Origin of the sequence: Nocardioides sp. CPCC 205120 (genome assembly GCF_048654585.1) — a bacterium.
Lineage (GTDB): Bacteria > Actinomycetota > Actinomycetes > Propionibacteriales > Nocardioidaceae > Nocardioides.
The window spans coordinates 483,604-505,932 of sequence record NZ_JBMCYY010000002.1 but is presented as its reverse complement, the minus strand read 5'-3'; the positions used below and the strand labels follow the sequence as shown (position 1 = coordinate 505,932).

Genomic DNA, 22,329 nt, shown 5'->3' with positions numbered 1-22,329 from the left:
GGATCACTACCGCTGACACCGCGACCCGATGCCGGTCGGACACCCGGCACGTCCGCGGGTACGTCGGGTGGTCGAGCAAGCCGCGCTGGTACGCCGGTGGTTGAGGTGGCCGCGCCGGCGGCCCTCGAAACGACGCCGGGGCGTGCCGCTGGCCCCGACACGGTCGTGCTGTGGCGGGGTCGGCGTGACGAGGGCTGGCTGGGTCGGCTAGCTGAGCGGTGTGGTGCCGGTGGGGTCGACGGCGTACCGGAGCCCGTGCGGGCTGGTCCAGACGTACGTGCCGAGCGGATCGCGGTGGTAGCGCCATCGCCGGTCCGGCGGGTCCGAACCTGACGGGCTGGCCCCGGTCGGTGAGGGGTGGGTCTTGACCCGGTGGTGGTTACGGCAGAGCGGGGCGAGGTTGTCGGTCGAGGTCTGGCCCGCGCCCGGTGACGCGTTCGACCGGTAGGGCTCGATGTGGTCGAGGTCGAGCCCGCGTGCTGGTCGTCCGCAGTAGGGGAAGGCGCAGGTGGGGCGGTCGAGGCGGACGCGTTCGGCGATCCGGTCGGGGATCTCGTAGGCGTCGACCGCGACGTGCTCGGTCAGGTCGATGACGGGCTTCAGGATCACCGTGGTGCCGGGTGCGCGGCACCAGTCTCGGACCTGGTCGGCGGTGACGAGGGCGCGGGTGTTCTCGAGGCGGGCCAGGTCGATGCCGGTGGCGCTGGTGGCCGGGTCGATGCCGGGCCCGTCGCCGCTGTGGTGTGCGGTGATGGCGGCGTCGCTGAGGTGGACGTAGAGCACGACCTGCCGGGCGGGTGTCCGGGTCGAGTCGGCTGCCTTCCCGGCGCCTGCCTCGGCGCCGTAGAGGTCGAGGGCGGTCTGGCGGCGCGCGAGCTCGCCGACGGCCATGGACCGGCGGACGTCGAGGTCGGCGTCGCACCCGGCGGCGCCGAGGTCGGCGGCCACCCGCTGCACGGCGTTCTGCAGATCGAGGGCGTCGGCCAGGTCGAGGGTGCCGTGGACGGGGACGACGCCGGTCCACGGTGATGCGGCGTCGACGGGGTCGGTTTCGATGGTGAAGTACCGGCTCGCGTCGGCGTCGGCGCGGTCGAGCTCGGCGTTCTCGGGGTCGAACCGCGCGATGGCCTCGGCGGTGAGTCGTTCGACGGTGGGCATGGTGGCGCGGTGGGCGACGGGGGCGAGGTTGCGGTCGACGAAGTCCGCGCCCTCAGCCGTCAGCGTTCGGGTGAGGGCCGCGATCTTGCGCGCCCGCCACACCGGCAGCGCCCGCCGCTGGTGGGCGGGATCGGCGCCGGCGAGCACCCGCGCCCACAGACGGGGCAAGCGGTGGCGCAGCTCGATCGCATCCCCGACCAGAGGGCGGCCGGAGGCGACGGAGCGGCCGAGGGCGGTGGAGATCTCGTAGAGGCAGAACTCCGAGACCAGGGGTGCGCCTGGGCCGCCGAGCTCGAGGAACCGGTCCCCGCCGGGAACCGCGTGGGGGTCCTCGTGCCAGAGGCCGAGTGGTCCGATGGGGTCACCCACCACGCCTTCGGTGTGCGCGTCGGCCCAGTCGGCGACGGCGACGAGGGTCGCGACCTCGGCCGCCTGTTGGGCGGCAGCAGCCTCGCGGGCGGTGGCGAGCAGAGCGGTCGTGTCGATGGCCGGAGGGGCCTCGACGACTGCGGTGCTCGGCTGGTTCATGACGACAACGCTAGGGGTGGGCACCGACATTTTTCGGGTCCGGGAACAGCGCCTGGGGAAAGGAGATCTGAGGGATTTCGGGGGCGCCCGGATCGGGTCCGTCCGCCGGGACCAAGATCGTGGTTTCGAGGGCCGCTGGGGCGGCCACCTCAACCACCGAATGGCTGGCGCGGCCACCTCAACCACCGAAACAGCGCAGCCACCCCGAACAGTGACCGTGGTTTCGAGGGCCGCTGGCGCGGCCACCTCAACCACCGGAGCAGCGCGGCTACCTCGAACAGTGACCGTGGTTTCGAGGGCCGCTGGGGCGGCCACCTCAACCACCGAACGGCCGACGCTCTCACCTCAACCACCGGCAATGGCGCGGCCACCTCGACCACTGGGGTTTCGAGGGCCGCTGGGGCGGCCACCTCAACCACCGAAACAGCGCAGCCACCTCGAACAGTGACCGTGGTTTCGAGGGCCGCTGTCGCGGCCACCTCAACCACCGGAGCAGCGCGGCCACCGCAACCACCGCGCAGCGCCACCCCCGGCTACAGCCCCAGGTCGGCGATCTGGAGGCGGCGCACGGCGAGGTCGGGGCCGGTGACCTCGACGTCGTCGACCTGCTCGCGGCCGAGCAGGAACAGCACGAGCTCGGAGGGGCGGCCGGTGACGACGGCGGGGCCGTCGCCGCGCCGTACGGTCGTGCGCCGGCCCGAGCGGGAGTCGACGGCGACGACGGGGGCGCCGACCTTGCGGGTGGTGAGCAGGGCGATCGGACGCAGCATCCGCCACAGCTCGTCCTCGGCGGCGTCGCCGAGGTCGCGGGGGGTCCAACCGGGCTGGGCGCGGCGGAGGTCCTCGTGGTGGACGAACAGCTCGACGGTGTTCGCCAGCCGGTCCAGCGGGGGGACGGCGGCCCAGCTCAGCACCGGGCGGCGCAGCTGGTCGGCGAGCAGAGGGAGGTCGGCGCGGGCCCACTTGCGCTCGGCGCGGCGCGTCAGCCCGGACAGGGGCGGCACGAACCCCGCGGCCTGGGCCAGCGGGCTCCGCTCGCGCATCAGGAGGTGCACCAGCAGGTCCTTGACCGTCCACTCCCCGCACAGGGTGGGTGCGTCCGCCCCGAGAGTGGGGGCGAGGTCGGCGATGGCCGCGCGCTCCGCGCGGGCCAGCGTGCGGGCCGGGGAAGGGGACGTCGTGGGCACGGCTCCGACCCTACGCGGCGGGGCTAGCCGCGCCCGGGGCCCGCGGAGCGGCCCGGCAGTGCCGACGGGAACGCCTCGGCGTACGAGCGCAGCGTCCCCCACGGTGTCGTCACGCCCTCGGCGGCGAGCATCGCCCGCACGATGGCGCGGGTGACGCACCCCGCGGCCGCCTCGAGGAGGGCGTGGAGCTGGAGCGGGTACGTCGCGGGGTCGGGCGCCGCGGCACCGGGCGGGGCGGTGGACAGCGCGAAGAGGGTGTCGCCGTCGAACATCGAGTGCACGGGCAGCACCGCGCGGGCCAGCCCGTCGTGCGCGACGCCCGCGACCTTCGCGCAGGCCGCCTTGGTCAGCGGCAGGTCGGTCGCCACGACGCCGATGGTGGTCGCCAGCGGCGCCGGCCGGTCGGCCTCGAGCGCGGCGGCGAGGTCGTGGGCCGCGGCCAGCTCCGCGGCGTCCGGGCGCACGAGGCCGCCGGGGGCGTGGGGGAGCAGGTCCTCGGGGAGGCAGCGGGGCGCGCCGTACAGCTCCCCGGTGGCGGGGTCGACGCAGGAGCCGACCGCGTTGACGGCGACGAGCGCACCCACCCGCACGCCGCCGGGCAGCACCAGCGACGCGCTCCCGATGCCGCCCCGCAGGCCGCCGGCCCGGGCGCCCGTGCCGGCACCGACGGACCCGAGCAGGTCGGCGGGCCCGGTCGTCGCGGCGGCGTCGTGGGCCGCGGCCCCGAGGGCGGCGTCGGGGTGGTTGCGGAACACGCCGCCCCGCCCCAGGTCGAACAGGATGGCCGCGGGCACGATCGGCACGACGTCCGCCGCGTCGGCGCCCATCGGGAAGCCCGTGCCGGCGTCCAGCAGCCGCGCCACGACCCCGTCGACGGCCGCGAGCCCCAGCGCCGACCCGCCCCCGAGCACCACGGCGTGCACCCGCTCGACGAGGTTGCGGGGGTCGAGCAGGTCGGTCTCCCGGGTGCCCGGGCCGCCGCCGCGCACGTCCACGCCCGCGACCGCGCCGTGGGCGGGTGGCAGCACCACCGTGGTGCCGGTGAGCCACCCCGGGTCGGTGCGCTGTGCGTGGCCCACCCGGATGCCGGGCACGTCCAGGATCGTGTTGGTCGGGCCCGGCACCGGTGCGTCGGGACGGGCGGGGCCGTCGGGGGTCACGGCTCAGATCCGGTCGAGCGCCGCGACGAGCGGGTCGAGGCCGATCGAGCCGAGGTCGAGCGCCGCGCGGTGGAACGCCTTCAGGTCGAACGCGTCGCCGTGGCGGCGACGGGCCGCGGCCCGCGCCTCCAGCCACGTGCGCTCGCCGACCTTGTACGCCGGCGCCTGCCCCGGCCAGCCGAGGTAGCGGTCCACCTCGAAGCGCAGCGTGGCGTCGTCGTCGCGGGAGTGCTGGCGCATGAACTCGTAGCCGAGCTGCGGCGTCCACCGCTCACCGGGGTGGAACCCGAACGGGTTGTCGGCGGGCACCTCCAGCTCGAGGTGCATGCCGATGTCCACGATGACGCGCGCGGCCCGGAAGCCCTGCCCGTCGAGCATGCCGAGGCGGTCGGCCGGGTCCTCGAGGTAGCCCAGCTCGTCCATCAGCCGCTCGGCGTACAACGCCCAGCCCTCGCCGTGACCCGGCACCCAGCACATGGTGCGCTGCCAGCGGTTGAGCAGCTCCGCCCGGTACGCCGTCTGCCCGACCTGCAGGTGGTGGCCGGGAACGCCCTCGTGGAAGACGGTCGTGGTCTCGCGCCACGGGCTGAACGTGTCGATGCCCTCGGGCACCGACCACCACATGCGGCCGGGTCGGCTGAAGTCCTCGCTCGGCCCGGAGTAGTAGATGCCGCCGTCGTTGGTGGGGGCCAGGCAGCACTCGATGCGCCGCACGGGCTCCGGGATGTCGAAGTGGACGTCGGCGAGCTCGGCCACGGCGCGGTCGGCGAGCTGCTGCATCCACTCCCGGAACTCCTCGCGGCCCTCGATGCGGCGCGCCGGGTCGGCGTCGAGGTGGGCGACGGCCACGTCGATGGCGTCGGGCCCGGTGGCCTCCGGCGTGATGCGGGCGGCGGTGGTGCGCATGTCGTCCTCGATGCGGGCCAGCTCCTCCCAGCCCCACGCGTAGGTCTCCTCGAGGTCGACCGTGGAGCCGAGGTGCATCCGCGACGCCAGCGTGTAGTGCTCCCGACCGACGGCCTCCGTGGCGCGCCCCCGGGGCTCCATCTCGTCGGAGAGGAACAGGCCGAGGTCGGCCATCGCCCGGGTGGCCTCGGCGGCGCTCCGCTCCAGCCCGCCGGCCATCGCGCCCGGCACCGTCCCGTCCGCCACGCCCCGCGCGACCAGGTCGACGAAGACGCTCCCGGAGCCCGTCTGGCCGGTCCACCGCTCGATCTGCGTGGCCACCGCGGCGTACTGCCGCGCAGCGCTCACCCGGCCCCGCGCGGCCTCCTCCGCGAGGGTCACGCGCAGGCCGGCCAGCGCGCCCGGCACGGCGGCGAGGCGCGAGCCCACCGCCTCCCAGTCCTCGGCCGTCGCGGTCGGCATGAGGTCGAACGCCCCGCGCAGCTCGTGGACGGGGGAGGTGATGACGTTGATCTCGCTGCGGGCGTAGCCGGCCTCGTCGTACTCGATCGCCAGCCGGGTGCGCTCCAGGAACGCCTCCCGGGCGACGGCCTCGCGCTCGTCGACCGGCTCGGCCGCGACGACGTCCCGCACGGCGGCCCGCGCGAGCTCGAGGCGCGCGTCGTACCCCTCGGGCGAGTAGTCGGTCAGCTCGTGGTCGTGGCCAGCCACGCCCATCTCCGTGGCCGCCACGGGATCGAGGGCCGCGTAGGCCGCGACGTAGGTGGTGGTGCGCTCGTCGACCGTTCTGCTCATGGCGCCCCAGCCTAGGTCCCGGGGGCCGACTACGATCCGTCCTCATGGGCAGGGGCTCCTCGGGTGACGACCCGGCCGACGACGCACGAGGCACGGCACCGGACGGACGCACCCCTCCGCGGCTGAGCGGCCACCGCCACCTCCCGGGCCACGTGCGACGCCAGGAGGTGCCGCCCGTGCCCGCCCCGCGGGGCGCCCGCCGCCCGTCGCCCGACGAGGTCGAGGCCGCCGCCCGCGAGCAGGGCCGCCGACGCCGTCGCTGGTGGGGCGCCGGCGCCGCGCTCACCGTGGTGGCCGCCGTGGTCGTCGGGTTCAGCGTGACCGAGGGCCCGATCGCCCGCAGCCTGCCGTGGAGCGACCCCCAGGGCGCGAACCCCTTCGCCGACCGCGACCTCTACACGTGGCCCGGCTCGCAGGCCGCCGCCGCGGCCGGCACCGTCGAGGCCCAGGGCCGCACCGACGACGCGGCCACCCTGCGGCGCCTCGCCGACGTGCCCACCGCGATCTGGCTGACCCCCGAGGCCCACGGCCGCGGCGAGGTCGGCGCCCACGTGCGGGGGATCGTCGCCGACGCCTCGGACGCCGACGAGGTCGCGGTGTTCGTCGTGTACGGCGTGACCGACCGCGACTGCACCGGCCAGCTCTCCGCCGGCGGCCTGCCGCCGGAGGAGTACGCCCCGTGGGTGGGGGAGATCGCCTCGGCCCTGGGCAGCGGCGACGGTGCCGCCGTCGCGGTGCTCGAGCCCGACGGCCTGGCCGCGACCTTCGAGTGCGGCAACACCGACCAGCGGGTCGACCTCCTCGCGGGCGCGCTGGGCAGCCTCCTGGACGCAGGGGTCCCGACGTACGTCGACGCCGGCCACTCCGACTGGCGCCCGGCCGACGAGATGGCCGACCTGCTGCGCCGCGTCGGCGTCGACGAGGCGCGGGGCTTCGCCACGAACGTGGCGGGCTACCAGGCGGACACCGACGAGACGCGGTACGCCGAGGAGCTGAGCGGCCTGCTGGACGGTGCGCACTACGTGACCGACTCCGGGCGCAACGGCGCCCCGTCGACGTCGGAGTGGTGCAACCCCGACGCGCGGTTGCTGGGCCGCGAGCCCGCCGCGGTCGACGACGGCTCCGCGCAGGACGCCGACCTGTGGGTCAAGCCGCCGGGGGAGAGCGACGGCACCTGCAACGGCGGACCCGACGCGGGGGTCTTCTGGGTCGAGCGGGCGCTGTCGATGGCCGCGGCGACCGGGTGGTGACGGGCCGCACGACCCCGCACCGGGCCCCCGCGCCGCGGCGCCGACTTGCGACGATCTTGCCCCCTGCTTTCGCTCGTACGGCGCGGCGCCGGCCCCGGCGTTGCTAGCCTGAGCCGGTGGAACAGCGCGCATCGCGACGGGTCGCCGTCATCGTCGAGGACGACCCGGACGTCGGTGACCTCCTCGACCTCGTCCTGACCCAGAGCGGGTACGTCACCCACCTCGCCCGCAACGGCGTCGACGGCCTGGCGGCGGTGCGCGAGCACGACCCCGTGCTGACCACCCTCGACGTCTCGATGCCCGGCATGGACGGCTTCGCCGTCGCCCGCCGCATCCGCGAGTTCAGCTCCACCTACCTCATCATGATCACCGCGCTGAGCGACGAGATCGACGTCGTCATGGGCCTCGAGGCCGGCGCGGACGACTACCTGGTGAAGCCGTTCCGCCCCCGCGAGCTCCGCGCCCGCGCCGAGTCCATGCTGCGGCGCCCGCGCGCCCGCAACGAGGGCGCTGACGACGACGAGCACGTCGCGGGCGGGCCGGTCGCCGACGCCCCCGCCGCGGAGCCCGAGCGCGAGCCCACCGCTTGGGCGGTCGACGTCCACCGCGAGTTCAGCCAGGGCAACCGCGCCACGATCGGCCCGGTCCCGACCGTCCCGGCCCCACGGCACGCGGCCCCGCAGCCGCAGCAGCCCGTCCAGCCGGCCCAGCCCGCGGCGGCACAGCCGGCGTACGAGCAGCCGGCGTACCAGCAGCCGGCGTACCAGCAGCCGGTGCAGCAGCCGGTGTACCAGCAGCCGGTGCAGCAGCCCGCTTACCAGCAGCCCGCGCAGCAGCCCGCCGCCCACGCGGCGGGTGCCCTCCCGGCGTCGGGCCTCACGCCGGCCTCCTCGATGGCGGCCGGCAACGACCACCACGTGGTCGCGAGCGACGGCTGGGTGCGCCACAACGGGCTCGCGCTGAGCCCGACGTCGCGCGCGGTGCTCGTCGACGGCCGCGGCGTCGACGTCTCGAAGGTCGAGTTCGACCTCCTGGCCTCCCTGATGAGCACGGGGCGCCGGGTGCGCTCGAAGGCCGACCTCGTGCTGACGATGCGCGGCCAGGACTACGTGACGGCGTACTTCGTCAACGAGGCCGACAAGCGCACCGTGGAGGCCCACATCGAGGACCTGCGGCGCAAGCTCGGCGACGACGGCGCCGTCCCCCGGTGGATCGAGCCCGTCCGTGGCGTCGGCTACCGGATGGCTCCCGGCACCTGACCCTCGCCGCCCCGACGCGGAAGAGGCCCCCCGGCACTGCCGGGGGGCCTCTGTCGTCTCGTGGCCGGGTGCGTGGTCGGCCTCGCCTCAGTTGGCGTTGACCGGGATCTCCTGCGCCTGGGTCTCCTCGTCGGAGGCGAAGATCGCGATCGGCACGACCTGCGTGATGGTCTCCTGCACGTAGCGGTTCGAGCCCGCGCTCGTCTCGATGTTGACGGTCGCGGAGAACGTCAGGTCGATGCCGACGGTCGCGAGGTCGGTGGCCGCGATCTCCTGGTTGCGCAGCTCGAACGCGCCCTTGGGGGAGGTGATGAGCATCCCGTAGTCGCCGTAGGTCACCGGCTCCGGGTCGAGCGTGAGGGTCTCGGCCAGCGCGTCGAGGACGTACGGCGACTCCGCGGTGCCGCCGTCGGAGCGCTTCGTCGTCGACGTCACCTGCATGCGGCCGAGCCACACCTTGCGCTTGGTCTCGTACGGGTCGCGCAGGTCGCGCGCGAGGTCGTAGGCCTGGAAGGTGAAGGAGAAGAACTTCGAGCCCCGCGGGTACCACTCGTTCGTCCGCGGCGTCGACTTCGTCGGGTAGAGCGTGTAGACGAAGTCGAGGTTGCCGCCCACCGTGATGTGCGACTGGAACGTGCCGTCCCGGGTGAACTGGGAGTCGTAGTACTCCTCCGTCGCGGCGGCCGAGGGCGCCGCGGTCGGCTGCGCGTCGTCGTCGCTCCCGGTGAGGTCCTCCACGAGGGAGCAGGAGGACAGCAGCAGGCTGAGGAGCAGGCCGCCGAGCAGGAGGGGCAGGGCACGGCGGGCACGGCGGGTACGGCGGGCGCGGGAGGCGGGCATGGTCTCTTCCGGTCGGCGGGTGGGGCGGGTCGGGCGGGCGGTGCGTGCAGCGCTCACGCCTTGTAGCCCTTGTAGCGGCGCAGGAGCTTGGTCGACATCCAGGCCGTCTGCAGGATCGTGATGATGCCGAGGATGGGCCAGCCGAACGACAGCACGTCGGACTTGGCGTCGATCGGCAGCTGCAGCCAGATGGCCGCCATGACGGCGACGATGACGGCCAGCACCGCGAGGGGCGCGAGGTAGGCCTGGCCGGAGCCGCGCTCCGCCTTGGCCTGCGCGGCCCAGTTGTCGGTCTGCGCGCGGGAGGCGAACTTGGTCCAGGCGCGCAGGAAGTGCCCGATCCGGATCCACATGTAGACCTCGGCGGGGGCCAGCAGCAGCGCGAACAGGTAGTCGCGGCGGTTGGCGTAGTGCATCGAGCGGGCCACGCGGAAGTTCAGCAGGATCGCGGCCATCGGGGGGATGACCCACCACGGCGAGAAGACGAACGCGTCGATCGACAGCGAGCCGAGGAGCAGCAGCAGGAAGAGCAGCCGGGTCGTGATGTTGATGACCATCGAGATGTGCTCGAACCAGCGCAGCCGCAGGTTGGGGTGCAGCGGCTGGCCCGGGGTGTCGCCGCGCTGGCCGGGCCACATGAGGTCGATGGCCCCGAAGTTCCACTTCACCTGCTGCGCGTCGAGCGAGCGGAGGGTGGTCATGCCGCCCACGTGGGCGCGGGCCGCGGCCGAGATCTTCGTGAGGTAGCCGGCGCTCTTGATCTGCAGGGAGAGCAGGGAGTCCTCGACCTCGGAGTCGTTGACCCACGGCGTGCGCTGGTGGCTGTCCTCGAGGACCTCGCGCAGGGCGTGGGTCGAGAAGATGGAGAACTGGCCGCCCAGCACCGCCATGTTGCGCCCGCGCAGCAGGTTCTGCATGTTGAAGGCCGCGAACTGGGCGCGCTGGCCGGCGATGAGGAACTTCGACATCAGGCCGTCGAGCGCCGAGTCGTCGATGCTGTAGATCGCCGAGATGCCGCCGATGCGGTCGTCGCTCGCGATCTCGTTGACGAGCTCCTCGACCGCGTCGGGCTCGGGCGTGGTGTCGCCGTCGACGCCGAGCAGGTAGTCGTAGCCCTCGACGAGCGAGTAGCCGTAGTTGAGGGCGCCGACCTTCTTGTCCGGGTTCTTGCCGATGTCGTGGACGAAGATCTCGGTCATCTGCTCGCCGTTGCGCGTCTGGCGCACGTGCTCGCCGGCGTAGTAGCCCGCGACCTCGACCGTGTCGTCGGTGGTGTTGTTGACGATGACGTGGATGACGTCCGGCAGCCGCGTCTGCGCCAGCAGCGCGTCGAGCACGCCGCCGATGGTCTCGCCCTCGTTGTAGGCGGGGATGACCGCGCCGATGGTCGGGCGGTACGTCGGCAGCTCCTCGACGCCGTGCAGGAACTCGTCGGCGTACGCCGCCATGCCGGGGTCGGGCACGCGCACGTACTGGTTCGCCGCGGTGTCGCCGCGCACGGGGGAGCGTCCGGAGAGCTCGGGGCCGGGGAGGGTCACGCCCGTATCCTGCCGTCCGGTGCTCGGGTCCGTCCGCGTGAGCGCCGAACTTCTGCTCAGTTTTGCGTCAACGGGCGCAGGCCTCAGCGGGGCAGGCCGGAGGAGCGCCAGGCGCCCGCGCCCGCGGCCGGCGTGGACCGGAGCAGGCGGCGGGGCGCGGACCACTCCGGCGTACGATGCGGGGCCGGCGCCGGCGCGCCGCCCAGCGAGGAGAGCACCGCGACGATCGCGGCGACCTCCTCGGGGGTGGCGTCCGGGTTGACGACCCGCAGCAGCGGCGCGCTCACAGCGGGATGTTCCCGTGCTTCTTGGGCGGCAGCGTCTCGCGCTTGGTGCGCAGCAGGCGCAGCGCCTTGACGATCTCCCCGCGGGTCTCGTGGGGGCTGATGACCGCGTCGACGTAGCCGCGCTCGGCCGCGACGTACGGGTTCGCCAGGTGCTTGTCGTACTCGTCGACCAGCTCGGCGCGGGTCTCGTCGGCGTTGCCGGCCTCGGTGGCCGCCGCGATCTCCTTGCGGTAGAGGATGTTGACCGCGCCCTGGGCGCCCATGACCGCGATCTGGGCGGTCGGCCACGCCAGGTTGATGTCGGCGCCGAGGTGCTTGGAGCCCATGACGTCGTAGGCGCCGCCGTACGCCTTGCGGGTGATGATCGTGACCAGCGGGACCGTGGCCTCGGCGTAGGCGTAGATCAGCTTCGCGCCGCGGCGGATGATGCCGTTGTACTCCTGGTCGGTGCCGGGCAGGAAGCCGGGCACGTCGACGAAGGTGAGCACCGGGATGTTGAAGGCGTCGCAGGTGCGCACGAAGCGCGCGGCCTTCTCGGAGGCGTCGATGTCCAGCGTGCCGGCGAACTGCATCGGCTGGTTGGCGACGACGCCGACGCTGCGGCCCTCGACGCGGGCGTAGCCGACGACCAGGTTCGGCGCGAAGAGCGGCTGGACCTCGAGGAACTCCTGGTCGTCCACGACCGCCTCGACGACCTCGCGGATGTCGTAGGGCTGGTTCGGGCTGTCCGGGATGATCGCGTCGAGCGAGCGGTCGAGGTCGGTGACCTCGAGGTCGGCGACGTCGTCGTAGACCGGCGGCTCGTCGAGGTTGTTCTGCGGCAGGTAGGACAGCAGCGTCTTGACGAACTCGAGCGCGTCCTCCTCGTCGGCCCCCATGTAGTGGGCGTTGCCCGACTTCGTGTTGTGGGTGCGGGCGCCGCCCAGCTCCTCGATCGTCACGTCCTCGCCGGTGACCGTCTTGATGACGTCGGGACCGGTGATGAACATGGCGGAGGTCTGGTCGACCATCACCGTGAAGTCGGTGACGGCGGGGGAGTAGACGTGACCGCCGGCGCAGTTGCCCATGATGAGGCTGATCTGCGGGATGACGCCCGAGGCGTGGACGTTGCGGCGGAAGATCTCGCCGTACAGGCCCAGGGAGACGACGCCCTCCTGGATGCGGGCGCCGGCGCCCTCGTTGATGCCGATGATGGGGCAGCCGGTCTTCATCGCCAGGTCCATGACCTTGGTGATCTTCTCGCCGTAGACCTCGCCCAGCGAGCCGCCGAAGACGGTGAAGTCCTGCGAGAACACGCAGACCTGGCGACCGTCGATCGTGCCGTAGCCGGTCACGACGCCGTCGCCGTAGGGGCGCTTCTTCTCGAGGCCGAAGGCGGTGGAGCGGTGGCGGGCCAGCTCGTCGAGCTCGACGAAGCTGCCCTCGTCGAAGAGCTGCTCGATGCGCTCGCGGGCCGTCTGGCGGCCGCGGGCGTGCTGCTTCTCGACCGCCTTGGCCGAGCCGGCGTGCACGGCCTCGTCGAGCCGGCGCTCGAGGTCGGCCAGCTTGCCGGCGGTCGTCGTCACGTCGATCTCGTCGGGCACGTCCGTGCCCTCGCCCACCTGTGCGCTCATGGGCGGCAATGTAGCGCCCCTCACCGACGCGGGACGCAGGGGTCCTGCGTACCGGACAACGGGTACCCCGTTCCATCCGGCGTGGGGGCGGTGAGCGGGGAGCGGGTCAGGCGTAGAGCCAGCGCGCCGCGCGCTCGCGCAGCGCGCGGTAGTGCGGCGACGCCCCGGCCCGCAGGTGCTCCACCGGAACCTGCGGGTCCACGTCGGTCACCGTCCCCGTCAGGTACGGCGTGCCCCGCCGCCGCGCGACCGGTCGGGTCAGCGCGCGGCGCCAGGCCGGGGGGCCGACCCGGTCCGGCCAGGCCGCGGGCGCGCGGTCGCGCCCGAGCGCCCCGAGCTCCCGGGCGATCGTCGTCGCGCCGTCGGGGGCCTCGAGGCCGGCGCAGGCGGCGGTGAGCTCCCGCCGTACCGCGGGGTCGAGCAGGCGGTCGAGGGCGCCGGCGAGGTCGGCCTCCTCGGTGCTCGCCAGCGCGGCGCCCCGCGCGACGACCCCGCGCGTGCGGGCCACCTGGTCGTCGGTCTCGTGGGCGGTGCTGGGCACCAGCAGGGTGGGCAGGCCGACGGCGAGGTGCTCGTGCACGGCGTTGTAGCCGGCCGCGCCCACCGCGGCGTCGAAGGCCGCGAGGTAGCGGGCCAGGGGATAGGTGTCGCGGAGCGCGACCAGGTCCCCGCCGGAACCGCCGGGCCCGTCCGCGCCGCTGCGCGCGATCGCCTGCCGCGTGAGGGCCACCTGCCACCCGGGCGCGACCGTGCGGAGGTGGTCGAGCACGCGGCGCACGAGCTCCCCGACGTCGGCGTAGGCCCCCGACCCGGGAGCGAGCAGCAGGACCGGGCGCTCGAGGTCGAGCCCGAGCGCGGCGCGCGCCTCGGCCCGCTCCAGCGCCGGCACGTGCGCGGTGAGCGAGACGGGGGCGGTGCGCAGCGCACCGGTGTCGCCGGCGGTCGGGCCGGCGTCGGCCGCGGCGCCGAGGTCGCCGGGCTCGACGACGAGGTCGAACGCCTCGGCCTGCGCCAGCCACTGCGCGCCGACGCCCTGGCGCCACATCCCGCGCCGCACCCACACGAACGCGGTGCCGGGCAGCCTGCGCCGGGCGGCGAGCAGGCCGGCGTACGGCACCACCCCGTCGAAGGCGACGACGCGGGCGCCCGTCTCGGCCACGAGCGCGTGCAGGCGGTCGGCGAAGTAGGGGTCCCAGGCGGTGCGCCAGGCGACCTTGGCCGCGCCGGAGCCCTGCCACGGGCTGGTGCGGCTGGGGCAGTGCTCGACCCGCACGTGCTCGGCGCCGGGCAGGCGCCCGTCGGCCACGGCGCGGGCCACCGTCGGCAGCGCGCCGGAGAGCGACAGCAGCGTCACGTCGAGCGCGTCCGCACCCGCCAGGGCGACGGACAGCTGCCGGGTGAGGTGGCCCATGCCGACCCCGTTGCTGGTGGCCAGCACGACGGGGACGCGGGTCGGGTCGGGGGCGGCGGGCACGGGTCGCGAGTCTAGGTCGCCGCGGCGGCCGGGCGGCCCCGGGTGGTTAGGGTCGCGTCCGTGACCGCCGACCCCGCCCCGCTGCGACCGCCGCTGCGCGCCGACGAGCTCGCCGCCCTCCCCGGTTGGGCCGTCGAGGTCGTGGCCGCCTCGCCGTCGACCAACGCCGACCTGGCCGCGCGCGCCCGGGCGGGCGCCCCCGCCCGCACCGTCCTCGCCGCGGAGCACCAGACGGCGGGCCGGGGGCGGGTCGACCGCGTGTTCGTGACCCCCGACCGCGCCGCCCTCACCTTCTCCGTCCTCCTGCGCCCCGGGGCGCCGGCCGCCGCGTGGCCGTGGCTGCCGCTCCTCGCGGGCATCGCGGTACGCCGCGGGGTCGCCCGCCGCCACCCGGGGCTGCGGGTCGGGCTGAAGTGGCCCAACGACGTGCTCGTCGCGGCGGACGGCCCGCCCAGCGGCAAGGTCTGCGGCATCCTCGCCGAGCGGGTGGAGAGCGCCGACGGCCCGGCCGCGGTGCTGGGCATCGGCCTCAACGTCTCCACGACCCGCGCCGAGCTGCCGGTGCCGACGGCGGAGTCCCTGGCGACCGCGGGCGTGCCCGCCGGCGAGCTCGACCGCACCGCCCTCCTCGTCGCGGTCCTCGACGAGCTCGACCGGGGCCTGGAGCGCTGGGAGGCCGGCGACCTCACCGGCCTGCGGGCCGACTACACGTCGGTCTGCGACACCGTCGGGCGCGCGGTGCGCGTCGAGCTGCCGCAGGACCGGACGCTGCACGGCACCGCCGTCGACGTCGACCCCGGCGGCGGCCTGGTGGTGGAGGGCCCCGGCGGCCGCACCGTCGTCGGGGCGGGCGACGTCGTGCACGTCCGACGCGCCGACGCCTGAGACCGACCCGTCGGAGGTGACACAATCGCCGCCGTGTCCTTCCCGCAGCGGCTCCTGAACCCCGGCGAGCACGTCGTCGTCAGCACCCGCACCCACGTCAAGGAGCTCTTCGGCGCGCTGCTCGTGCTGCTCCTCGTGGTCGCGGCGGTGGTGACCCTCCTGGCCGTGCTGCCCGACGGACGGGCGGGCGACGTGGGCCGGATCGCCACCGGCGTGGTCGCCGCCGCGGCGCTGGTCTGGTTCGTCGTGCGCCCGTTCGTGCGGTGGCTGACCACGACGTACACGTTCACCACCCGTCGGTTCATCGCCCGTTCCGGCTTCATCGCGAAGGAGGGGCGCACGATCCCGCTCAACCGCATCAGCGGCGTCGACTTCGACATCGGGGTCGTCGACCGGATCTTCGGCTGCGGCACGCTCGTGGTGTCCGACGCGAGCCAGCAGGGCCGCGTCGAGCTGCGCGACATCCCGCGCGTCGAGCAGGTCCAGCTGCTCGTGTCCGAGGAGCTCCACCGACTCTCCGGGGCCCGCGGTGACGACGGCACCTGACCCGCGGCCCGACCCCACGGGCGGCGAGGACGGCGAGGACAGCCGCCCCACCCGCACCGACCTGGAGCGCGCCATCCTCGGCGAGGTGCCGGTCTTCACGGCGCAGGACCTGGACGAGGCCGGCATCCCGGTCGCCGACGTCCGGCGCCTGTGGCGTGCCCTCGGCCTGCCGCTCAACGAGGCGGACGTGACGTTCACCGGCTCCGACACCACGGCGCTCGCCGCCCTCGTGGAGACCGTCGAGCGCGGCGGGCTCGACATCGACACGGCGGTCAACCTGACCCGGGCCGTGGGCCAGACGATGGCGCGGCTCGCGGACTGGGAGATCTCGGCGCTGATCCCGGTCATCGACCAGCGCGAGTCCGGCCCGGCGGCCACGGGCAGCCGCATCGGTGCCGCCGTGCGCCTGGTGGAGGACTTCCGCGACGTGTTCGAGCAGCTGACGCTCAACGCGTGGCGCCGCCACCTCGCCGCCGCGGTCAGCCGGGTCGAGGGCCTCGACGAGCTCGACGAGGAGACCGCCCACACCACCGTCGGGTTCGCCGACCTCGTGAGCTTCACCGCGCTGTCGAACCAGCTGGAGGAGTCGCGCATCGGCGACCTCGTCGAGGTCTTCGAGTCCCGCTGCCACGACGTGATCCAGGCGCACCAGGGCCGGCTCATCAAGTCGCTGGGCGACTCGGTGCTGTTCGTCAACGACGACCCCGTCCGCGCGCTCGAGATCGCCGAGGGGATCATCACCGTGATCGGCCGCGACGCCCGCATGCCCGACGTGCGGGTGGGCATGGCCACCGGGCACGTCGTCACCCGGCTCGGCGACGTCTTCGGCCCACCGGTCAACCTCGCCTCGCGGCTCACCAACATCGCCCGGCGCAACCGCGTGATCATCGACCACGAGACCGCCCGGCTGCTGCCCCGCAGCGACTTCGAGACCCGCCTGCTGCCCGCCCGCCCCGTGCGCGGCTTCGGGCTGCTGGAGCCGGTGACCGTCCGCCGTACCTGACGCGGACGGCGGAGCGACCCGCGTCGGGGCCCGGCCGACGGGTCGCCTGTGGATCTAGGCAAAATTTCGTCGGTTCGCCCGCACGGGATCCCACGGCTTCCTACCGTGTGGGGCGTGTTCCAGGTGCAATGCGTGCGACTCGACCCGGCGGCCCGCCGCGCCTGGGCCGGTGAGCGCGAGATCGTGCTCTCCCGCAAGGAGTTCGACCTGCTGCACGCCCTCATCGCGCGCGCCGGCGAGGTCGTGACGCGCGAGGAGCTCATGCGCACCGTGTGGAACACGACGTTCTGGACGTCGTCGAAGACCATCGACGTCCACCTCGGCTGGCTGCGGCGCAAGATCGGCGACGACACGCGCGCCCCGCACCTCATCACGACCATCCGCGGCAAGGGCCTGCGCTTCGAGGTCGAGCCGCCCGTGCGGGCGTCCCGGCCCGCCTGACCAGATCCCGCAGCCGTCCCCGCAGCCGTCCCCGCAGCCGACCCGTCGCGGACCCCGCGCCCCGTCCCGCCGCCCCGACCGTTCCGGCCCGTCCGCCACCGGTGAGCCGTGTTGGGCGGGCCCTGGTCGGTGTGGCAGCGTAGGGCGGGTGCGTCCCGGCCGGGGTCGCGTGGACGAGGGAAGGTGGAACCCGATGCGCACAGCCGTCGTGGTGCTCAACTACGGCGATCCCGACGACACTCTCGAGTGCGTCGCGAGCCTGGAGCGTTCGGAGGATCTCGACTTCGACCTCTACGTCGTGGACAACGGTCCCGACGACGAGAAGCACGCCGCCCTGCGCGACGCGATCGGCGAGCGCGGCACCGTGCTGGCGACGGGGGAGAACCTCGGCTACGCGGGCGGCAACAACGTCGGGGTGCGCAAGGCGCTGGAGACGGACGTGCAGTACGTCTGGATCCTCAACCCCGACACCCGCGTCGGTCCGCGCACGCTCGGCACCCTCATCGAGCACCTGCAGGCCTACCCCGACTGCGGCGTCGTCGGCTCCCGCATCCTGTACGGCGGCAAGGAGCCCCGCATCTGGTTCGACGGGGCGACGATCGACCGCACGACGGGCGCGACCTCGCACGTCAACAACGGCAAGGCCCCGGCCGCCGTCGGTGGGCGCAAGGTCGTCGACGTCGACTACGTGACCGGCGCGGCGCCGCTCATCCGCCGGGCCGCCCTCGACCACGTGGGCCTCATGCCGGAGCACTACTTCCTCTACTTCGAGGAGACCGACTGGTGCGTGCGCCTGCAGGACGCGGGCTGGCGCACGATGGTCAACCGCACGGCGTCGATGGTGCACCTCAAGCGGTCCAGCGGCTCGCTGCCGCAGCCGTACTACATCTACTACATGACGCGGAACCGCTACGGCTTCGCGCGCGACGCCCTCGGCATCGACCCCGACGCCTCGGTCGCCCACCTGCAGGAGACGTTCCTCAAGGCCTGGCGCAAGAAGGTCGAGGACGGCGCCCCGGCGTGGCTGGAGCGCTTCGACGAGCTCGTGACCATGGCGGTCGAGGACGCCCGCGCCGGGCGCTTCGGTCGCAACGACCTCGTGACGCACTTCCCGCGCGCGGAGGAGTCGCTTGCCGGGCGCTGACGACGCGGCCGTCGAGGGGTCCGTCGACGGGTCCGGGCGACGACCGGTGGTCGAGCGCGCCGCCGCGGTGGCCGAGCTCCTCGTCGCCCGCCCGCCGGGCGACGTCCTGGTGCTGGCACTGCCCGCGGCCGGCGACGACGGTGCGGGGACGTCCGGGGTGGGGGAGCGTCGTACGACGGAGCTCGCCGCCGCGCTGCGCGAGGCGCTGCCGGGGGTCGAGGTCACCGGGGCCGCCCACCTGCCCACCCGCACCTCCACCCGCACACCTGTCGGCACACCTACCGGGGGCCACCGCCACGACGCCGTCGTCATCGACGCGGTCGGGGCCGGTGACGCGGCCCGCGGACTGGTGGGGCTGCTGGCGCGCCTGAGGTCCGAGGCGCTCGCGCCGGACGGTACCCTCGTGCTCTGCGTCTCCGCGGCCACCGGTCCCGGGGTGCGGGCCGGGCTGCTGCGGCGCACGGCGTCGTACACCGAGACGTCCGTGGTCGACGACCACGGTGCACGGAGCTGCACGTCTCCCCAGGTGGGGCGTGTGCTGGAACGAAGCGGGCTCGTGCGGGTGGACGAGCGGCGGGTCGCCCGACCCGACCGCGCGCCGGCCCTGTCCGCGACCGACGAGGAGAGGATCCGAGGCGAGATGCCTGAGCTGTCCGACGACGAGACGACCGGGGAGTCGGTGACGTCCGCGACACCCGCGCAGACGTCGGGACCCCGCGACGAGACCGAGTGGCAGCAGCTGTTCGACTCCCGCGAGCTTCTACGCAGCCGGGTCGACCAGCTCGAGCGCGAGGTCTCCACCCTGCGCGAGCTGCTCGCCGCGGAGCGGGCGCACTTCGGGTCCGAGCTGCGCCTGGGCGCCTCCGAGGTGGCCGACATGCGTGCCGAGATCGAGCGCACGCACGAGAGCCGCGTCGCGATCCAGAAGCAGCTCGACAAGTGGCAGCGCGAGTACGAGCGCCTCGTCAGCGTCGACGGCAAGCCGCTGGCGGCCAAGGTCGCCTACCGGCGCGCCCGACGGCGTGCCGCCGAGGTCGTGCGCTCCGACCCGCGGCTGGAGCGCGCTGCCCGTCGCGTGCTCGACCGCGTGCGGGCCCGCTGATGTCGCTGGAGCGTCGCGCGGCGTACGACGCGCTCTGCGCGGGCGAGTACGCCCAGGGGGAGGGCACGTCCTTCGCCTTCTGCGTCTACACCGACGACCTCGACGAGGGCCGCGGCGACATCTACGTCGCCGCCGGCATGGCGCTCGAGCTCGCCCGCCGGGGCCACGGCGTGCGCCTCGTGCCGCGCTGGGCCTGGGCGGAGATCGACGACGTCGACGTCGTCGTCGCGATGCTCCCCGACCTCGACCCCTCCCTGCTGCGACCCGGTGTCCGCAAGGTCGCCTGGGTGCGCAACGAGGTCGAGCGCTGGTGCCGCATGGGCTCGCTGAGCGGCTACCACCAGGTCTTCGCCTCCTCCGCGCTCGCGGTCGCGCGCCTGCAGCGCGAGACCGACCGTGTGTGGCCCGAGCCGCTGCCGATCGCGGCCGACGACGACCTCTTCGTGCTGCCCCCCGCGGGCGTGCGGAGCACCACCGCGGTCACGACCGCCAACTACTGGGGCTCGCTGCGCGACGTGCACAAGGTGCTCGTGCGGCTGCCCGTGGACGCCGACGTCGTCATGTACGGCGCGGCCCGCAACGCCCCGCCGAAGCTGCGGCGCTGGCACCGCGGCGCGCGCTCCTACTTCGACCTGCCCGAGGTCTACGGGCAGAGCGCCTTCGTCATCGACGACGTCAACCGCTCGAACGTGGGCTTCGGCGCGCTCAACAGCCGGCTCTACGAGAGCGCCGCCTGCGGTGCGCTGCCGCTGCTCAACACGCGCCTGGGCCTGGCCGACCAGGGCTTCGGCCACCTCCCGACGTACCGCGACGCCGGTGAGCTGTCGCGGATCCTGCGGCGCCTGCGCGAGGACCCGGCCGAGACCGCGCGCCTGGCCGACCTGACCCGCGCCACGGTGCTCGAGCGCCACACGTGGAAGGTGCGGGCCGGGGAGTTCCTCACCGCGCTGGCCGCCGGGCAGGAGCACGACGCCCCGCCGGCGCCGCGCCCGGTCCACTACTTCCCGGACTACTGGACGAACCCGTACCAGCCGATGCTGTTCTCGGCGCTGCCGTCGGTCGGCTCCTACGCCGTGCCGGTGCCGGACGCGACCGAGCACCTGCGCACGCGGGCCGAGGCGCCGGGCCACCCCGGGGTGCTCAACATCCAGTGGCCCGACCCGATCCTGCAGCCCAGCCGCGGTCCGTTCTCGGCGCGCCTGGCGCTCGATGAGTTCGCCGCCGCCCTCGCCGCGTTCAAGGAGCGCGGCGGCCACCTGGTGTGGACGGTGCACAACGTGCTGCCCCACGAGGCGAAGTTCCAGTGGGCGGAGATCGAGCTCGGCCAGCTGCTGGCCGACGAGTCGGACGTCGTCCACCTGCTCTCCGCGGAGACGATCGAGCAGGCGGCGCCGTACTACCGGATCGACCCGGCCAAGGCCGTCGTCATCGAGCACTCGAGCTACGACGGGCGCTACCCGACGTGGATCTCGCGGGAGGGTGCGCGCGAGCGCCTCGGCCTCGAGCCCCACGAGAAGGCGATCATCGCGCTCGGCGGCGTGCGTCCCTACAAGGGCCTCGACAAGCTGGTGGCGGTCTTCGACGAGCTGCACCGCGACGACCCGTCGCTGCGCCTGCTCATCGCGGGGCGTCCCGGCAAGCTGGCCCGCTCGGCGAAGTTCGAGTCGGACTGCCTGGCGGACCCGCGGATCATCGCGTTCTTCGACTTCGTGCCGGACGACCAGCTGCAGGTGTGGATGAAGGCGGCGGACCTCGCGGTCCTCAACTACCGCAACATCCTCAACTCGGGCTCCTTCCTGCTGTCGCAGACCTTCGGCCTGCCCGTGGTGGCACCGCGGGCCGGCGCGCTGCGGGCGTTCGACGACCAGCCGCAGGTGCGCCTGTTCGACACGGGCGACGACGCGGGGCTGCGCCGGGCGATCTCGGCGGCGCTCGAGGAGCTGGTGGTGGACCCCGAGGGCGCGGCCCGGGCCCGTACGGCGGCCCATGCCCTCGCCGCCGAGCGCTCACCGTCGCGGATGGCGCAGGAGTTCGCCGCCGTCGTCGCCGGGCTCGATGGCTGAGCGCGCACCCCGGCTGGCCGTCGTCGGCGGTGGCCAGCTCGCCCGCATGATGGCCGAGCCGGCCGCTGCCCTCGGCGTGCCGCTGCGGCTGCTCGCCGAGGGACCGGACGTCTCCGCGGCCCAGGTCGTGCCCGACCACCTCGTCGGTGACCACCGCGAGCTGGCGGACCTCGAGGCGGTCACGGCCGGGTGCGTCGCCGTCACGTTCGACCACGAGCACGTCCCGACCGAGCACCTGCGGGCCCTCGAGGCCGCGGGCGTCGCGGTGCGGCCCGGGCCCGACGCGCTCGTGCACGCCCAGGACAAGGCGGTCATGCGGCGCCGGCTCGCCGAGCTCGGCGTGCCGTGCCCCCGCAACACCGTCGTGGCCACCCCCGCGGACGTCGAGGCGTTCGGCCTGCCGTGCGTGCTCAAGACGACCCGGGGCGGGTACGACGGCAAGGGCGTCTGGGTGGTCCGCACCCTGCCCGACGCCGACCAGGCGTTCGCCGCCGCGGCCGCCGCGGGCGTCGAGGTGCTGGCCGAGGAGCTCGTCGACTTCGCCCGCGAGCTCTCCGCGATCGTGGCCCGCTCGCCCAGCGGGCAGGCCGCGGCGTACCCCGTCGTGGAGACGGTGCAGCGCGACGGCATCTGCCACGAGGTGACGGCGCCGGCGCCGGACCTGCCCGAGGACCGGGCGATGCAGGCGCAGGAGATCGCGCTGCGGGTCGCCGGCGAGCTCGGCGTCGTCGGCATCCTGGCGGTCGAGCTGTTCGAGACGGCCGACGGCCGCCTGCTGGTCAACGAGCTGGCCATGCGGCCGCACAACACGGGCCACTGGACGCAGGACGGGGCGGTGACCTCGCAGTTCGAGAACCACCTGCGCGCCGTGCTCGACCTGCCGCTGGGCTCCCCGGCGCCGCGGGCCCGGTGGAGCGTGATGGTCAACGTCCTGGGCTCGGCGTCGGAGACGGGGCGGCTGTACGACGGCTACCCCCACGCGATGGCGCGCGACCCGCACCTGCGGGTGCACCTCTACGGCAAGGACCTGCGCCCCGGGCGCAAGGTCGGCCACGTCAACACGTACGGCGACGACCTCGAGGACTGCCGGGAGCGGGCCCGCCACGCGGCGGCCTGGTTCGCGGGCGACCTCGGCGACGAGAGCGAGTGA

At 74.4% G+C, this 22,329-nt stretch carries 19 protein-coding genes; 10 read left to right on the top strand and 9 right to left on the bottom strand.

Annotated elements, in window-relative coordinates; translation table 11 throughout:
• Window positions 1-207 precede the first annotated feature (207 nt).
• The 4 genes from ACOACO_RS13425 to ACOACO_RS13410 all read right to left on the bottom strand — a co-directional run bounded on the left by ACOACO_RS13425 (window position 208) and on the right by ACOACO_RS13410 (window position 5,734).
• A complete protein-coding gene (locus ACOACO_RS13425) occupies window positions 208-1,686 on the bottom strand; it encodes an HNH endonuclease (RefSeq protein WP_420296776.1) in 1,479 nt (492 codons plus the stop codon).
• A 533-nt stretch (window positions 1,687-2,219) separates the two neighbouring features.
• A complete protein-coding gene (locus tag ACOACO_RS13420) occupies window positions 2,220-2,873 on the bottom strand; it encodes a TIGR03085 family metal-binding protein (RefSeq protein WP_420296775.1) in 654 nt (217 codons plus the stop codon).
• A 23-nt stretch (window positions 2,874-2,896) separates the two neighbouring features.
• On the bottom strand, window positions 2,897-4,033 hold the full coding sequence (locus ACOACO_RS13415) for a P1 family peptidase (protein ID WP_420296774.1): 1,137 nt from the start codon (window positions 4,031-4,033) through the stop codon (window positions 2,897-2,899).
• A gap of 3 nt (window positions 4,034-4,036) precedes the next feature.
• Entirely contained in the window at window positions 4,037-5,734 is a 1,698-nt protein-coding gene (locus ACOACO_RS13410; protein ID WP_420296773.1) for a DUF885 domain-containing protein, read from the bottom strand.
• Window positions 5,735-5,910: 176 nt separating this feature from the next.
• Between ACOACO_RS13410 and ACOACO_RS13405 the strand changes: the two genes are divergently transcribed.
• Both ACOACO_RS13405 and ACOACO_RS13400 read left to right on the top strand, forming a co-directional pair.
• Complete coding sequence (locus ACOACO_RS13405; RefSeq protein WP_420296772.1) at window positions 5,911-6,984, top strand: glycoside hydrolase family 6 protein; 1,074 nt, start codon at window positions 5,911-5,913, stop codon at window positions 6,982-6,984.
• 116 nt (window positions 6,985-7,100) lie between these two features.
• On the top strand, window positions 7,101-8,243 hold the full coding sequence (locus ACOACO_RS13400) for a winged helix-turn-helix transcriptional regulator (RefSeq protein ID WP_420296771.1): 1,143 nt from the start codon (window positions 7,101-7,103) through the stop codon (window positions 8,241-8,243).
• Window positions 8,244-8,330: 87 nt separating this feature from the next.
• Here ACOACO_RS13400 and ACOACO_RS13395 read toward each other — a convergent pair whose 3' ends face one another.
• The 5 genes from ACOACO_RS13395 to ACOACO_RS13375 form a co-directional block, all read right to left on the bottom strand.
• Window positions 8,331-9,083, bottom strand: coding sequence for a hypothetical protein (locus ACOACO_RS13395; protein ID WP_420296770.1), 753 nt, complete (start codon window positions 9,081-9,083; stop codon window positions 8,331-8,333).
• 53 nt (window positions 9,084-9,136) lie between these two features.
• Window positions 9,137-10,621: a glycosyltransferase family 2 protein gene (locus tag ACOACO_RS13390; protein WP_420296769.1), complete on the bottom strand. Its 1,485-nt coding sequence runs from the start codon at window positions 10,619-10,621 to the stop codon at window positions 9,137-9,139.
• Between the two features lie 83 nt (window positions 10,622-10,704).
• A complete protein-coding gene (locus ACOACO_RS13385; RefSeq protein ID WP_420296768.1) occupies window positions 10,705-10,908 on the bottom strand; it encodes an acyl-CoA carboxylase subunit epsilon in 204 nt (67 codons plus the stop codon).
• Window positions 10,905-12,521 carry an acyl-CoA carboxylase subunit beta gene (locus ACOACO_RS13380; protein WP_420296767.1) on the bottom strand — a complete coding sequence of 539 codons (1,617 nt, stop codon included), beginning with the start codon at window positions 12,519-12,521 and terminating at the stop codon, window positions 10,905-10,907. Before ACOACO_RS13380 ends, ACOACO_RS13385 begins: the two co-directional genes overlap by 4 nt.
• Window positions 12,522-12,627: 106 nt before the next feature.
• Window positions 12,628-13,995 carry a glycosyltransferase gene (locus tag ACOACO_RS13375; protein ID WP_420296766.1) on the bottom strand — a complete coding sequence of 456 codons (1,368 nt, stop codon included), beginning with the start codon at window positions 13,993-13,995 and terminating at the stop codon, window positions 12,628-12,630.
• A gap of 60 nt (window positions 13,996-14,055) precedes the next feature.
• Between ACOACO_RS13375 and ACOACO_RS13370 the strand changes: the two genes are divergently transcribed.
• The 8 genes from ACOACO_RS13370 to ACOACO_RS13335 all read left to right on the top strand — a co-directional run bounded on the left by ACOACO_RS13370 (window position 14,056) and on the right by ACOACO_RS13335 (window position 22,329).
• Entirely contained in the window at window positions 14,056-14,880 is an 825-nt protein-coding gene (locus ACOACO_RS13370) for a biotin--[acetyl-CoA-carboxylase] ligase (RefSeq protein WP_420296765.1), read from the top strand.
• Window positions 14,881-14,913: 33 nt separating this feature from the next.
• Window positions 14,914-15,426 carry a PH domain-containing protein gene (locus ACOACO_RS13365; protein ID WP_420296764.1) on the top strand — a complete coding sequence of 171 codons (513 nt, stop codon included), beginning with the start codon at window positions 14,914-14,916 and terminating at the stop codon, window positions 15,424-15,426.
• Window positions 15,410-16,429, top strand: coding sequence for an adenylate/guanylate cyclase domain-containing protein (locus tag ACOACO_RS13360; protein WP_420296763.1), 1,020 nt, complete (start codon window positions 15,410-15,412; stop codon window positions 16,427-16,429). Before ACOACO_RS13365 ends, ACOACO_RS13360 begins: the two co-directional genes overlap by 17 nt.
• A 114-nt stretch (window positions 16,430-16,543) precedes the next feature.
• On the top strand, window positions 16,544-16,870 hold the full coding sequence (locus ACOACO_RS13355; protein ID WP_420296762.1) for a winged helix-turn-helix domain-containing protein: 327 nt from the start codon (window positions 16,544-16,546) through the stop codon (window positions 16,868-16,870).
• 193 nt (window positions 16,871-17,063) lie between these two features.
• Entirely contained in the window at window positions 17,064-18,014 is a 951-nt protein-coding gene (locus ACOACO_RS13350; RefSeq protein ID WP_420296761.1) for a glycosyltransferase family 2 protein, read from the top strand.
• Complete coding sequence (locus ACOACO_RS13345; protein WP_420296760.1) at window positions 18,001-19,116, top strand: hypothetical protein; 1,116 nt, start codon at window positions 18,001-18,003, stop codon at window positions 19,114-19,116. The genes ACOACO_RS13350 and ACOACO_RS13345 overlap by 14 nt, the downstream gene beginning before the upstream one ends.
• Window positions 19,116-21,179, top strand: a complete 2,064-nt coding sequence (locus tag ACOACO_RS13340; protein WP_420296759.1) for a glycosyltransferase family protein — start codon at window positions 19,116-19,118, stop codon at window positions 21,177-21,179. The genes ACOACO_RS13345 and ACOACO_RS13340 overlap by 1 nt, the downstream gene beginning before the upstream one ends.
• Window positions 21,172-22,329, top strand: coding sequence for a 5-(carboxyamino)imidazole ribonucleotide synthase (locus ACOACO_RS13335; protein ID WP_420296758.1), 1,158 nt, complete (start codon window positions 21,172-21,174; stop codon window positions 22,327-22,329). Before ACOACO_RS13340 ends, ACOACO_RS13335 begins: the two co-directional genes overlap by 8 nt.

What these genes read in the sequence shown, in the direction of transcription:
- ACOACO_RS13340 (WP_420296759.1), top strand. Translation starts at nt 19,116, where the DNA reads ATGTCGCTGGAGCGTCGCGCGGCGTACGACGCGCTCTGCGCGGGCGAG.
- ACOACO_RS13410 (WP_420296773.1), bottom strand. Translation starts at nt 5,734, where the DNA reads ATGAGCAGAACGGTCGACGAGCGCACCACCACCTACGTCGCGGCCTAC.
- ACOACO_RS13425 (WP_420296776.1), bottom strand. Translation starts at nt 1,686, where the DNA reads ATGAACCAGCCGAGCACCGCAGTCGTCGAGGCCCCTCCGGCCATCGAC.
- ACOACO_RS13395 (WP_420296770.1), bottom strand. Translation starts at nt 9,083, where the DNA reads ATGCCCGCCTCCCGCGCCCGCCGTACCCGCCGTGCCCGCCGTGCCCTG.
- ACOACO_RS13350 (WP_420296761.1), top strand. Translation starts at nt 17,064, where the DNA reads ATGCGCACAGCCGTCGTGGTGCTCAACTACGGCGATCCCGACGACACT.
- ACOACO_RS13380 (WP_420296767.1), bottom strand. Translation starts at nt 12,521, where the DNA reads ATGAGCGCACAGGTGGGCGAGGGCACGGACGTGCCCGACGAGATCGAC.
- ACOACO_RS13335 (WP_420296758.1), top strand. Translation starts at nt 21,172, where the DNA reads ATGGCTGAGCGCGCACCCCGGCTGGCCGTCGTCGGCGGTGGCCAGCTC.